General features: G+C 26.4%; 19 protein-coding genes. 16 read left to right on the forward strand and 3 right to left on the reverse strand.

What is annotated here, in order from left to right:
• From NWE74_RS00005 to NWE74_RS00045, 9 genes are all read left to right on the forward strand, one after another.
• Window positions 1-462: hypothetical protein (locus tag NWE74_RS00005; protein ID WP_258241206.1), on the forward strand; the 462-nt coding region annotated here is incomplete at its 5' end.
• A gap of 103 nt (window positions 463-565) precedes the next feature.
• Complete coding sequence (locus tag NWE74_RS00010; RefSeq protein ID WP_258241207.1) at window positions 566-1,237, forward strand: hypothetical protein; 672 nt, start codon at window positions 566-568, stop codon at window positions 1,235-1,237.
• A gap of 65 nt (window positions 1,238-1,302) precedes the next feature.
• On the forward strand, window positions 1,303-1,629 hold the full coding sequence (locus NWE74_RS00015; RefSeq protein WP_258241208.1) for a hypothetical protein: 327 nt from the start codon (window positions 1,303-1,305) through the stop codon (window positions 1,627-1,629).
• Window positions 1,630-1,655: 26 nt separating this feature from the next.
• On the forward strand, window positions 1,656-2,081 hold the full coding sequence (locus tag NWE74_RS00020) for a hypothetical protein (protein ID WP_258241209.1): 426 nt from the start codon (window positions 1,656-1,658) through the stop codon (window positions 2,079-2,081).
• An 87-nt stretch (window positions 2,082-2,168) separates the two neighbouring features.
• Window positions 2,169-2,816 (forward strand): hypothetical protein, encoded by a 648-nt coding sequence (locus NWE74_RS00025; protein WP_258241210.1) that lies wholly within the window; start codon window positions 2,169-2,171, stop codon window positions 2,814-2,816.
• A 41-nt stretch (window positions 2,817-2,857) separates the two neighbouring features.
• On the forward strand, window positions 2,858-3,142 hold the full coding sequence (locus tag NWE74_RS00030; protein WP_258241211.1) for a hypothetical protein: 285 nt from the start codon (window positions 2,858-2,860) through the stop codon (window positions 3,140-3,142).
• Window positions 3,143-3,159: 17 nt separating this feature from the next.
• Complete coding sequence (locus NWE74_RS00035) at window positions 3,160-3,447, forward strand: hypothetical protein (RefSeq protein WP_258241212.1); 288 nt, start codon at window positions 3,160-3,162, stop codon at window positions 3,445-3,447.
• A gap of 31 nt (window positions 3,448-3,478) precedes the next feature.
• On the forward strand, window positions 3,479-4,210 hold the full coding sequence (locus NWE74_RS00040; RefSeq protein WP_258241213.1) for a type II CAAX prenyl endopeptidase Rce1 family protein: 732 nt from the start codon (window positions 3,479-3,481) through the stop codon (window positions 4,208-4,210).
• Between the two features lie 143 nt (window positions 4,211-4,353).
• Window positions 4,354-4,776, forward strand: a complete 423-nt coding sequence (locus tag NWE74_RS00045) for a VOC family protein (RefSeq protein ID WP_258241214.1) — start codon at window positions 4,354-4,356, stop codon at window positions 4,774-4,776.
• A 33-nt stretch (window positions 4,777-4,809) separates the two neighbouring features.
• Here the strand turns inward: NWE74_RS00045 and NWE74_RS00050 are convergent, their stop codons facing one another.
• Both NWE74_RS00050 and NWE74_RS00055 read right to left on the reverse strand, forming a co-directional pair.
• Window positions 4,810-5,301, reverse strand: coding sequence for an ImmA/IrrE family metallo-endopeptidase (locus NWE74_RS00050; RefSeq protein ID WP_258241215.1), 492 nt, complete (start codon window positions 5,299-5,301; stop codon window positions 4,810-4,812).
• A 25-nt stretch (window positions 5,302-5,326) separates the two neighbouring features.
• Complete coding sequence (locus NWE74_RS00055; RefSeq protein WP_258241216.1) at window positions 5,327-5,662, reverse strand: helix-turn-helix domain-containing protein; 336 nt, start codon at window positions 5,660-5,662, stop codon at window positions 5,327-5,329.
• Between the two features lie 251 nt (window positions 5,663-5,913).
• Here NWE74_RS00055 and NWE74_RS00060 point away from each other — a divergent pair, with 251 nt between their 5' ends.
• The 5 genes from NWE74_RS00060 to NWE74_RS00080 all read left to right on the forward strand — a co-directional run bounded on the left by NWE74_RS00060 (window position 5,914) and on the right by NWE74_RS00080 (window position 9,920).
• Entirely contained in the window at window positions 5,914-6,105 is a 192-nt protein-coding gene (locus tag NWE74_RS00060; protein WP_258241217.1) for a helix-turn-helix transcriptional regulator, read from the forward strand.
• A gap of 18 nt (window positions 6,106-6,123) precedes the next feature.
• Window positions 6,124-7,314, forward strand: a complete 1,191-nt coding sequence (locus tag NWE74_RS00065; protein WP_258241218.1) for a YqaJ viral recombinase family protein — start codon at window positions 6,124-6,126, stop codon at window positions 7,312-7,314.
• A 37-nt stretch (window positions 7,315-7,351) separates the two neighbouring features.
• Window positions 7,352-8,278, forward strand: coding sequence for a DnaD domain protein (locus NWE74_RS00070; RefSeq protein WP_258241219.1), 927 nt, complete (start codon window positions 7,352-7,354; stop codon window positions 8,276-8,278).
• On the forward strand, window positions 8,259-8,960 hold the full coding sequence (locus NWE74_RS00075) for an ATP-binding protein (RefSeq protein ID WP_258241220.1): 702 nt from the start codon (window positions 8,259-8,261) through the stop codon (window positions 8,958-8,960). The genes NWE74_RS00070 and NWE74_RS00075 overlap by 20 nt, the downstream gene beginning before the upstream one ends.
• 99 nt (window positions 8,961-9,059) lie before the next feature.
• Window positions 9,060-9,920 (forward strand): N-acetylmuramoyl-L-alanine amidase, encoded by an 861-nt coding sequence (locus tag NWE74_RS00080; RefSeq protein WP_258241221.1) that lies wholly within the window; start codon window positions 9,060-9,062, stop codon window positions 9,918-9,920.
• Window positions 9,921-10,030: 110 nt separating this feature from the next.
• On the opposite strand, the gene NWE74_RS00085 is transcribed toward NWE74_RS00080, so the two are convergent.
• Complete coding sequence (locus NWE74_RS00085; RefSeq protein ID WP_258241222.1) at window positions 10,031-11,020, reverse strand: serine hydrolase domain-containing protein; 990 nt, start codon at window positions 11,018-11,020, stop codon at window positions 10,031-10,033.
• Window positions 11,021-11,279: 259 nt separating this feature from the next.
• Between NWE74_RS00085 and NWE74_RS00090 the strand changes: the two genes are divergently transcribed.
• Window positions 11,280-11,903, forward strand: coding sequence for a GyrI-like domain-containing protein (locus tag NWE74_RS00090; protein WP_258241223.1), 624 nt, complete (start codon window positions 11,280-11,282; stop codon window positions 11,901-11,903).
• A 115-nt stretch (window positions 11,904-12,018) separates the two neighbouring features.
• Window positions 12,019-12,186, forward strand: a complete 168-nt coding sequence (locus NWE74_RS00095; RefSeq protein WP_258241224.1) for a hypothetical protein — start codon at window positions 12,019-12,021, stop codon at window positions 12,184-12,186.
• Window positions 12,187-12,189: the final 3 nt, after the last annotated feature.

Raw genomic sequence — 12,189 nt, forward strand, 5'->3', positions numbered from 1 at the left:
ATGTCGGTAAATGTTAAAAGCAAAGATGATTACTATACAATAATAAATTATTTATTTAAAATATGTTATCGATTCAAAGTTGTAAATATGTATGAAGATATAAAAAATATTGAAAAAGTAAAATTTACTGATGAATTAATGGCATTTTGTATAGGAGAAGAGAAAGTTAAAAAATGGCCAGGCATGGTAAAGGCACCTAAGTCCATAATTAGAACATATTTATGCAATAAAAAAACTTTAAAGTTATTTAAAGAGTATAAAAAATTTTTTGAATATAGAGTAGAAGATAATACTGGATATTATGATACTTTTGGGTGTAATGGACAGATAGATATATCATTTTATAATAATGATGCATGTGTGCTATATACAGTAGTACATGAAGGACTTTGTATTAGTGGAGATATAGAACTTGAGATTATTTTAAATAAAAACAATATAGATTTTGAAAAATGGTTTTAAACAGACGATAAAAAAATAATAGTGGAGAGTGTTAAATGAGAAGATTAAGAGATGTATTTTAATTAATGCGTTTCCAGAGAATAATGAATTGGTATATTATGGAATGCAGTTAAATGAATTTATTAAATATAATCCTGTAGAAATTAATAAATTATTAATTCTTGAGGGTGAATATTTTGGAAGAGGATTTAGTTCGAAAGTGAAATTACATGCAGTTGAAAATGATGAAATGGAAGAGTTTTTAGGTGAAGATATCTACGGGTATGGTGATTTTGCATGGGTAGATTTTGACAATAGAGAAAATCTAGAAAAACTAGAACCTACGGAACTTGCAGAATTACTTTATCTCGGACATATGTTTAAGCCAATTAATAGTCCTTTCTTTGAAAAAATTCAAAATAGATATGCTTATTTAGCACATGATGATGGATGGTTTTGTAGATTATACTGTAAAGAATATTCCGATTTTCAAGAGATAATATGTAATAAAATAATTGATACAGTATCAACATCAAAGAGAAGAAAAATATATCCATTTTCAGATGATGTAAAAAAAGAATTGCTAAATCTAGCCAATGATGGATTATTGATAGATTTTAATAATTTTTCTAAGTGCGATAAATCAATTGAAGTCCCAATTTATACTATAGGAAAGTTTCTTGATATGGATGAAATGTATAATAATTTGCAACGAAATATTAATCGCGCAAATTATTCGGCTGATTTGGTTCATAAAAATAAAAAGTGGGATATTAAATACATTTCAAAGAGATAGACTATTTCTTTTTGTGAAATTATGGGGGAAAATAGAAAATAAATTAATAAAAAGGTGGTAAAATAATGGGGTTTATAATATGGGCGTTAGCTGGAATATTATTTATTGTTGGAGGAATTTATTGCATCAACTCTAAAAAAGAAGTAGCATTTGGGTTTTGGTCAAATTCAAAAACAGCTCCCATAGAAGTAAAAAATGTAAAAGCTTACAATAAAGCTTTAGGCAAACTATGGTGCTCATATGGTTTTTTCTTTATATTGCTAGGATTACCATTACTAGTAGATGAAAACTCACCTCTTATAATAATTCCATCAATAGGTGTTATTTTTGAACTTATTATAGCAATGGCTATTTATACAATAAATATTGAGGGAAAATATAGAAAAAAATAAATGAAAGAGTAGATAACGGGATTTTTATGGAAACTGACAAGAAAGTAGATAAGTACCAAAGGATAGTAGTATTAGTACTTTTAATAATAATAGCAATACCTGCTATTATATTTAGTACGGTAGATATTTCTCCTCACAAATTAACTGTAAAAGACAATATAGTAAAAGTAGGAGCAGATTCATTTAAAGTATCAGATATTAAAAATGTTAAACTCTTAGATGAAATTAATAATATACATAGAATAAAAGGGACAGGTACACGAACTTACATAAGGGGAGCCTGTAAAATAGAAGGGTATAAGCAAGATGCTAGTGTGTACATTTATAAAAATAAAAGTCCATATATAAGAATTGAATTAGAAAATGGATTGCTTATTTATAATGATAAAAATAGTAGTGATACTGAAAAAACATATGAAAAACTAGTTGAAATAATAGATTCTAATAAATAATCAAAAACACAAAATAATAGAAAATGTATTTAATATTATATAAAGTAGAATCTATATCAATTTTTTATATACATAGGAGGATACTAGATGAATGTAATAAAGATAGATATATCAACAGAATGTTGTCCTGAACAAATTGAAGGAACATCTGAGTGGTATTCTTGTAAAGAACCTAAAGATATATTTTGCGATATATATGATGCTGAGGAGATGATTAAATCTGGTGAAAAATTTCCTGGAATGAATTGTAATTTAATTCATTTTCCGGATGGATTTGTTCATAGTCCATTTGAACTTAGGGAAAATTTATATATAGATAGTCCGGTTTGGGATAATGGTAAGCTATTCTTTTTAAGTGTTGACTTTGATGAAAAGCTAATTTACATAAGTTGTTATTTTCCAGAGGAAAAAAGACTTGAAACAATTAAAGTTTTGCCACTAGATATAGTTGAAGATTGCTACAATCTTATTCTAAAATCATCACCACCCATGCTTTACAGAGATGGAAAAGATGGAGTATTTGAGATAGTTTGGCCAGAAAATAAAAAGATAGATATAGGTAAAACAGAGAGCTTGTTATTTAGAAATGGAGAAGATTTGTATTTCTGTGAATGGCAAGATGAACCAGAGTATCATGAAAATGTAATAGTAAGGAATGCAAATACAGGTAAAGTAAGAGAAAAATTTAAGGGATATTTGCAAAGACTGCCAAATGGAGTTTATTGGAAAGGTTAATTAAAAAGGCCTAAATATAGTTTTTAAAGGTGGAGGAAATTATGATATTAAGGATTTTGGTTTGTGGTGGAATTTTAACATTCCTTTTAGGAATTTATTTTCTTGTAAAACATTATAAGCATGGAAAGTATAGCAAGGGATATGGATTACTTTCTTATTTAGGTCTTGCGATGGCAGTACTTGGAGTGATTTTATTAATGGAACCTGTATTTAAAAGCTTACCAGGTAACCTTTCTAACATGGCATCACTAGGTATAGCTATGTGTATTTTTATAATAGCAGGAAAATTACTATTAAAACCAACCTTTTTAAAAAATAAAAAATAGAATAGGTAGGTGATTACATGGAATTTAATGAAGATATAGCACAAAAACCTTTATTTAAAAAAAATGATGAAATCACATTAAGTTTTTTAGAATTATTATATCATTTTATTGATGATTATAAATTTTCGTTAGAGACTGTCTCAATACTAACTAAAATTGAACTTACTAAATTAGAAAAGTTTTATTATGAATCAGGAAATCTAAGTTATAATGAATTGTCTTTAATAAAAAAAGTAGTTATATTACCATTTGAAAATGTTTTTGAGATTTCTAAGTTTAATTACAAAATATTGAAGGGAGAATAAAATTGCATTAATATTTTTTAGGAGGGGTGTTATGAAAAGAAATACTATAAAGTTATTTTCACTTCTAACTTCATTCATTACTTTATGGTTTTTATCTGCCATGTTAAACATGGTATTTTTATGGTTTATTATAATAAATTTGATTGCCATTTACATAATTTATAGTTACAAAAGCTTTAATAAATTTGATATTACAATGGGAATTATATTTGGACTTTTATGTATTCCATCAAGTCCTGTTATGGGATTCTCTGTAGTTTTACCATATATAGCTTCTATGATGATTTTTAAAAATAGTAATATTAAAATTTATTTATTTAAAAATAATAAAAACAATAATTTTTTAATTACCTTAGCATTGATTTTCATAATTGGAGGGATTTTGGGTTTTATTAATGTTTTTTTAGCAAAGAATTCTATACCGATCAATGTATCTTTTAAAATTAAGTGGATTTTGGATGCTTTAAGAGCAGGTGTGTTTGAAGAGATATTTTTTAGATTATTTTTCTTTGCGCTATGCATTCATTTAGTTAAGAATCAACAGCTTTCAAAATTTCAAAATGTTTTATGCTATATAATTATGGTTGTCCCACATGTTCTTATTCACTTCAATCTTCAAAATTTCAGTATTTCAAACATGATTATGCTTTCTATTTTATTTGGTATCCCTTTTGCTTTGATGCAAAGAAAATTTAATTTAGTATCGGCCATGGGTTCACATGCTTTTGTGGATTTTATAAGATTTTGTGTATTTGGAGTATAAATATTAATTTTATATTAATAAAAAGAGAATAATTAATCTTAGCATTATATCATAATCTGGTATACTAATCATGATATAATAGGACTAGTAGTTGTGATAATCTTTTTAGATAGATAGTTAGAATGCATAAAGGAGGAAATTTTATGATTCAGTCAATTGTACATATTGCTTTAGTAGTAAAAGACTATGATGAAGCCATTGATTTTTACACAAATAAACTTCATTTTGAATTAATAGAAGATACATATCAACCAGAACAAGATAAAAGATGGGTAGTGGTATCTCCACCAGGTTCAAATGGGACAGCAATACTGCTTGCAAGAGCATCTAAACCAGAACAAGAGAATTTCATAGGAAATCAATCAGGTGGAAGAGTTTTTCTTTTCCTAGGAACTGATGATTTCTGGCGTGATTATAATGAGATGAAAGATATAGGTATAGAATTTGTCAGAGATCCTAAAGAACAGGATTATGGAACTGTTGCGGTATTTAAGGATTTATACGGTAACTTATGGGATTTAATAGAGTTTAGTGAAAACCATCCAATGTTCAAGAGAGTCAAATAATTAATATAAAAATAAAATGGGTAAGGTATGTAACTATTTAAAGTACAACCTAGACCCATTTTCTATATATAGCGTATGACCACATTTAGAAGTTATAAAATCCTTTTCTAAGCTTAAAAATTTAATCTTATGTAAAAGCATCACATGAGGAACATCTAACATTTCACTAAGTTCATAGAAATCAGTAGAACACAGAGCACACTTAACTAAATCCTCATCATCAATAAGGAAATTGCACGCCCATCTACAAGCCTTAATTTCTACACTATTTAAGCACAATCTATTGCTATAATGAAGCAATCTAATAGCATGATTTCCAGTAGTAGTATAAAAATGCCCAACTTCTTCAGACAGTACCTCCATAGACTTTAACCTATCACTTAATAAACTTTTGTCTAACAATATAACAGGATAAGTATCTATATCTTTTACATAAAGACCAAGTACACTTGAACTAAAAGTAACGTACTCAATTTTTATATTTTCTTTTTCGCATAACTTGAACAATTCTTCTAACTTATCCATAATCCCCAAAATCCCCCTGAAAAAATTAATCCTTTTTGTATTTATGCCTTATATAATTTAAAATTGACTCCAATTCCTCATAAGCTTCCTCAGGTAAATCTTCACCAAAATTCACTCTATGAGTAGCAATAGTGGTATCACTATTGTATAATCTTTTTTCATTATCATCAATTTCTAACAAGTAATCTGTAGTAACATTAAAAAATTTTGCAATAAGTCTAAGCTTATCAAAATCAGGACACTTGTCTTTTGTTTCATATCCTGCAATAGCAGTTCTTCCAACACCAATATAATCAGCCAGTTGTTGCTGAGTTACATTACGTTTTGTTCTAAGCTCTTTTAATCTCAAACCAAATGACATAAAATCACCACCTACTTAAATTTAAAATACACGTAACTTATATAAATTTAAAAATATAAAATTTAATTTAAACAAATTCATTTTTAAAAAAGTATCTTCCTAATTACATTTTACTATAAAATGTGTCATCTAGTAAACATTTAGTGATAAAAATAACAAAATTTGTAAAAAATACTTGATTTAGTTACTATACGACACTATACTGTAATTATAAAACGTCACTAAAGGGCACGTAAAAAGGGGGATATGTTATGAAAAGTAACCTTATACAAAAAAGGAAAAAGAAAAAAATGACTCAGCAAGAAGTAGCTGACAAAGTATCAATATGTAGAACTCATTACAATAGAATCGAAAGTGGTGATAGAAATCCATCACATATGGTTGCAGTAAAAATTAAAAATGTACTTGATTGCAATTATGAAGATATATTTAAGACGAATTAAATAACAGGGGGAAAAGAAATGAACCAAATAACTATAACACTACAAAATAATAATGAATACTTAGCAAAAATTGAATTATGCAAAATACTAAAAACAATAACAAATGAAAATGTAACGGCAGATAACGTAGAAAATATAATAGTCACAGATTGTGACATTAAAACCAATAATCAAAAGGATAAAATATTAAAAACAAAAAAATTAAAATCTAGAAAGTACTTAGATGCAAATGTAATTTATGAAACAAAAGATATGAGTAAAAATGATTGGCTAAAAGCTAGGAAAGAAGGTATAGGAGGTAGTGATGCAGCTAGTGTAGTTGGAGCAAATCCTTATAAAAGTGCTATAACTGTTTACTTAGATAAAATAGATAATGATATCAAAGAAAATGGTTTAAATAATAACTATAAAAGTAATAATATTTTAGATTCATCGTTATATAAAAATCATGATGAGTCTAAAAATTACAAAATGGAATTAGGTAACAAATTAGAAAACTTCGTAGCACGTGAATTTACATTAAAAACAGGAAAAAAAGTTAGAAGTGTAAATGGGATACTAAAAAATGATAAATATCCATTTGCCATAGCTAATATAGACAAAGCAGTAAGTGGAGAAAAAGCATTTTTAGAATGTGTAGTTACAAATAGCTTTGTAAAAAAAGAATGGATAAAAGAAGTACCACTACAATATAAAATTCAATGCTATCACTATATGGCAGTAAGTGGAGCTACTCATGCTTATGTAGCAGCACTTATAGGAAATGAAGAATTAATAATTCATAAAATAGATAGAGAAGAAAATATTATAAAAGATATTATGAAATTAGAAGAAAGCTTTTGGAATGACTTCATAATAGGAGATAAAATACCTATGACAGATGGAAGCTTTGAATATTCTAATTACTTAAATAATAAATATAAATACAGCAAAGAAGATACATTAATATTGTTTGAGAAAGAAAGTATTTTAAATAGATATGATGAGCTACATAAAGATATAAAAAAATATGAAAAAGAGAAAAAAGCTATAGAACAATATTTAAAAGATCAAATACAAGAATATGAATTAGCTTATATAGGAGATAGAAAAATAACTTGGAAAAATCAAAGTAAAACTACGATAGATACAAAATTACTTAAAAAAGAACAACCAGAAATAGCAGCAAAATATATGAAAGTTACAAATACTAGAGTGTTTAGGATTTAATAACAGATTTATATAAAATGAATTTATGGGGGAGAATATGGCAATTTATAGAAACATTCAAATAGATTATTGGCAAGATGGATTTATACTAGATTTAACACCAGAAGAAAAGTATTTTTACATTTACTTACTAACAAATAGTAAAACAAGCCAATGTGGCATATACGAATTACCAAAGAGAATAATAGAAACAGAAACTGGGTATAACAGAGAAAGTGTAGAAAAGCTTTTAGAAAGGTTTGAAAGCTATGGGAAAATAGTATATAGCAATGAAACTAAAGAAATATATGTGAAAAACTGGCTAAGATACAATAAAATAAATAGCCCAAAGGTTAAAAAATGTATAGAAAATGAATTATCAAAAATTAAGAATAAGTCATTTATAAACTTATTTTTACAACAATGTAAATCTGAAAATTACATAATAAATATAGATGAACTAACAACAAATGATGAAAATAATTTAAGTGATCCAGAAATTCAAGTTATAGAAAAAAATATAAACGAGCAAAGTGTAAAAGGATTAACGACAAAAGAAGCAAATATAAATAATAAAGGGAATTATAATGAAGAAATAGATAAATATAAAATTTTATATGAACAAAATATAGGGATTATAAATAACCTAATAGAGACTTGGTTATATGAATTATACAAAGAAATAGACTATGAATTATTTAAACATGCCATAGAAATAGCCACAAATAAAGGCAAGATGAACAAAGGATATATAAGTGGAATAATTAAAAAATGGACGGAAAATAATATAAAAAATATAAATGATTTAAAAAACTATGAATATCAAATAAAAAATAAGGGGGGAAAAAATGGAGAATATAAACACAAGCATTCAAAATCTAAATATGCCCAATCACTTGAAGATGAGGATGATGGACTTTATCAAAAACCAACAGAAGAACAACTACAAGCAGCAAGAAGAGAATTTGAAGAACTTACAAAATGAAAATATACAATACATATGCTCTAAATGTAGAGATATGACATTTATTATAAAAGACAATGAAGCATATCCTTGTGAATGTAGAGAAATGAGAGAAGCACAAGCAATACTTGAAAAAAGCGGGATAAGTAAAGAATTTAGAAGTAAAACCTTTGATAATTTCGATTACTCACATAGTATGCAAACTATAGATGCATATAAAAAGGCAAAACAATATGTTAAAGATTTTGAAAACATATTAGATACTAGACATAATTCTATTATGTTTATGGGGCAAGTAGGATCCGGAAAAACTCATTTATCATTAGCTATAGCCAACAAACTTATGGAAAATCAAATTGGTGTTGTATATATGGGCTATAGAGATGTTTTAACAAGTATAAAACAAAACATTATGGATGACGTTTATTATCATAAGGTTATGAATAGATATAAAAATGCCAAAGTACTTTTAATAGATGATTTGTTTAAAGGAAATATTACAAACAGTGATATAAATATTGTTTTTGAACTTATAAACCATAGATATTTTAATAATTTACCTATAATTGTTAGTACGGAAAAGTCTTTTGAGGAGCTTTTAGATATTGATGAGGCTATTGGTAGCAGGTTGATTGAAATGAGTAAAAATTACTTGATAACTATAAAAGGAAAGAAATTAAATTATAGAATATATTCAAAATAATATCTAAAAATGAAAAATAGTGTCATAAAAAGTTGAAAATTGCGAATAACAAATATATAATAAAAAGGAAAAAATATATACATGCAAGGGAGAGACATTTTGAGAAAAAGGACACTAAAGAATATAGCAATGTTATCAATATTATCAACTATGATAGTTTCAAATTATAATATAGCAAATGCAAGTGGCTATAAAGTAATTGTAGATCCTGGACATGGAGGCAAAGATAATGGAAGTGCGTACAGTGGACATATAGAAGATTCTATAAACCTACAAATTGCAAATAAAGTAAGCAACAAATTAAGAGCAGAAGGAATAGCTGTTGAAATGACAAGAGATGATGATACATATGTATCATTATTAAACAGAGCAATCAAATCAAATAATTCAGATGCAGATTTATTCATATCAATACATCAAAACGCATCTGAAAATTCAAATGCTAATGGTGTAGAAACTTATTATATGGGGAATTCAAACAAAAAGTTAGCAAAGTCTATACATAAAAATGTATTGGCAAATACTGAGGCAAAAGATAGATATGTAAGAAAAGGAAACCTTCAAGTATTAAGAGATAATCAAAAGCCTTCTATATTATTAGAGTGTGGATTTATATCAAATAATAATGAAGGATATAATTTAAGTACAAAAGCATATCAAGAAAAAGTAGCTGATGGAGTAGTTGAAGGAATAAAAGATTATTTATATTCAAATAATTCAAGTAGCCAAGATAAAAATGATAATAAAAATCACCATACAAATAATGATAAAGAAGTACTAAATGGTAATAAAATTGTATTAAATGATGTAAATGTTATGAGCGGTAGAGGTAACAACTTTAATACAATAGGAACTTTAGAAAAAGGTACTAAGGTTGAAGTTATAGATACTAAATTTGATTGGCATAAAATTAAATACAAAGATGGATACGCATATGTATCTGGAGTATATGTAAAATAATAAGGTAGGATATTTGTACTGAGACCCATAAGTTGGACTCTTTATGGTAATGTAAATAATCACATCTTGATATTTTAAATATATTAAGATGTGATTATTTATATAATTTATTACAGCAACTCACTTATTATATCCTTATGTAGTTTCCATACATTAGAACCAAAATTACTTATTAGTATAATACACGTATTTCTCTGTCTATCAAAAGATGTTAGAAAACTAACTCCTGGATCGCATCCTTGTAAATACGGAGTAAATATATCATCTGATACCTTTTTTAACCAAATTCCATAACCATAACACTGCTCATCTACTTGTGGTGAGAGCATTTTAGAAAACATATTATCTGAAAGTATTTTTCTATTTAATAGATTTTCCCAAAACTTATCAATATCTGAAATGGTTGTAAATACACCTCCTGCTCCAGTACCTTTTACATCTATGCTATAAATATTACTATAGAATTCCTTTCTTTCATCATCATAAATATATCCTGTAGCACAATTTGATGGTAGCCTATCAAGTTCATAATATCCTGTATTTAACATATTACAAGGATTAAATATAATATCCTCTAGATATTTATCGAAAGGAATATTTAAAATTTTTTCAATAATAAGACCTAAAACTACATATCCAGTATTATTATATTGGAATTTCTCCCCCCTTGGATACATCATTGGCTTATCTATAAAAAGTGGCAATATATCTATAGAATTTCTTATTTTATAGTTAGGATAATCATTCCATAGTTCATCATAATCTTTCATAACAGATTCATCAAAATAATCTGGAATTCCAGAAGTATGATTTAATAATTGGTGGATTGTAATTTTAGGATCAATCTCTTTTAAATCTATATCTAAAAGATTACCTATACAATCATCAAAGGCAAGTTTTTTTTCTTCTATTAATTTTAGAATTGCAACTGCAACAAAAACTTTTCCTCCTGAAGCTATAGCAAATTTTGTATCAATTTCATTATCTACATTATATGAAATATTTGCTAATCCAAGTGCTTTTTCTAAAATGATATTTTCACATTTTTTTATACGTATTACTCCACTAAAATCTTTATCTATTAAATTGTTTATATTCAATTAAATTTCACCTTCCTCGAGTTTAATATTATAAATCAAATCTCTAAGATGCTATTTATTTATATGATGTCAAAAATATCTTTAGTCCTAACTTTTTTATATGTAAATATGCTTTGAAATATTTAAATGATAAGGGTGGGAGTGGAAGTACTAAATGATATGTATTTAATACTGCTATTCTTCCTTATATATATGTGGTATTGTTATTTATATTATATATTGCAGAAATAGAAATCCTAATAACTAAGGAGGAATAATTATGAAATATGAGTGGAGAAAAAAAGAAAAGGAATATTATATACCAAAAGAAAAACCACAGTTAGTAGAAATACCAGAATTTAAGTATTTCACATTAAAAGGACAAGGGAACCCAAATACAGAAGCCTTCAAAGAATGTATAGGCGTATTATACTCGTTGTCTTATGCAATCAGGATGATGCCTAAAAATGGAATAAATCCAGATGGATATTTTGAATATACAGTATATCCTTTAGAAGGAATATGGGATTTAACAGAAGAAGGTAGATTAGAAGAAACTTTAAATAAAGACGAGCTTGTTTATAAATTAATGATTAGACAACCTGATTTTGTAACAGAAGAAATTGTAAAAACAGCTATGGAAATAGTTAAAAAGAAGAAACCACATCCATTATTAGAAAAAGTAGAGTTTGAATCAATCAAAGAAGGTCTTTGTGTTCAAATGCTTCATGTTGGTCCATATGATGATGAACCAAGAACTTTTTCAGTTATGAAAGAGTTTTGTATTGAAAATAATCTAGAAATAAAAACTTTAGCTCATAAAGAAATTTATCTTTCAGATTTTAGAAAAGCGGAAGCTTCTAAATTAAAAACAGTTCTTAGATATTTGGTAAACTATAAATGATTATAACGATACGTGTTCACGAAAACATCTGTTTTAGTGGACAGTAAAAAACTATTAATTATGTTATAATGGGATAGATAATGTTGCAAATTAAGCATATAAAGGGAGTGAAGCTGTGTCTATTACATATGAATTTTTCTTTCAAATATTAAATACTATACTATGGATATTGATTCCTATTGCTATATATGGATTTATAAAAAAACATAGAAGAAATAAAAAATTAATAAAAAATAGAATATCTAATTTAGAGAAAAAAGTTAATAATTTAGAAAGTAGATAAATT

This window comes from Romboutsia lituseburensis, from assembly GCF_024723825.1.
Taxonomy (GTDB): Bacteria; Bacillota; Clostridia; order Peptostreptococcales; family Peptostreptococcaceae; genus Romboutsia_F; species Romboutsia_F lituseburensis_A.

Excerpts from the sequence above, each read along its gene's own strand:
- NWE74_RS00035 (WP_258241212.1), top strand. The coding sequence starts at position 3,160 with ATGGAATTTAATGAAGATATAGCACAAAAACCTTTATTTAAAAAAAAT.
- NWE74_RS00065 (WP_258241218.1), top strand. The coding sequence starts at position 6,124 with ATGAACCAAATAACTATAACACTACAAAATAATAATGAATACTTAGCA.
- NWE74_RS00060 (WP_258241217.1), top strand. The coding sequence starts at position 5,914 with ATGAAAAGTAACCTTATACAAAAAAGGAAAAAGAAAAAAATGACTCAG.
- NWE74_RS00020 (WP_258241209.1), top strand. The coding sequence starts at position 1,656 with ATGGAAACTGACAAGAAAGTAGATAAGTACCAAAGGATAGTAGTATTA.
- NWE74_RS00025 (WP_258241210.1), top strand. The coding sequence starts at position 2,169 with ATGAATGTAATAAAGATAGATATATCAACAGAATGTTGTCCTGAACAA.
- NWE74_RS00040 (WP_258241213.1), top strand. The coding sequence starts at position 3,479 with ATGAAAAGAAATACTATAAAGTTATTTTCACTTCTAACTTCATTCATT.
- NWE74_RS00015 (WP_258241208.1), top strand. The coding sequence starts at position 1,303 with ATGGGGTTTATAATATGGGCGTTAGCTGGAATATTATTTATTGTTGGA.
- NWE74_RS00010 (WP_258241207.1), top strand. The coding sequence starts at position 566 with ATGCAGTTAAATGAATTTATTAAATATAATCCTGTAGAAATTAATAAA.
- NWE74_RS00070 (WP_258241219.1), top strand. The coding sequence starts at position 7,352 with ATGGCAATTTATAGAAACATTCAAATAGATTATTGGCAAGATGGATTT.
- NWE74_RS00030 (WP_258241211.1), top strand. The coding sequence starts at position 2,858 with ATGATATTAAGGATTTTGGTTTGTGGTGGAATTTTAACATTCCTTTTA.
- NWE74_RS00050 (WP_258241215.1), bottom strand. The coding sequence starts at position 5,301 with ATGGATAAGTTAGAAGAATTGTTCAAGTTATGCGAAAAAGAAAATATA.
- NWE74_RS00090 (WP_258241223.1), top strand. The coding sequence starts at position 11,280 with ATGAAATATGAGTGGAGAAAAAAAGAAAAGGAATATTATATACCAAAA.
- NWE74_RS00045 (WP_258241214.1), top strand. The coding sequence starts at position 4,354 with ATGATTCAGTCAATTGTACATATTGCTTTAGTAGTAAAAGACTATGAT.
- NWE74_RS00055 (WP_258241216.1), bottom strand. The coding sequence starts at position 5,662 with ATGTCATTTGGTTTGAGATTAAAAGAGCTTAGAACAAAACGTAATGTA.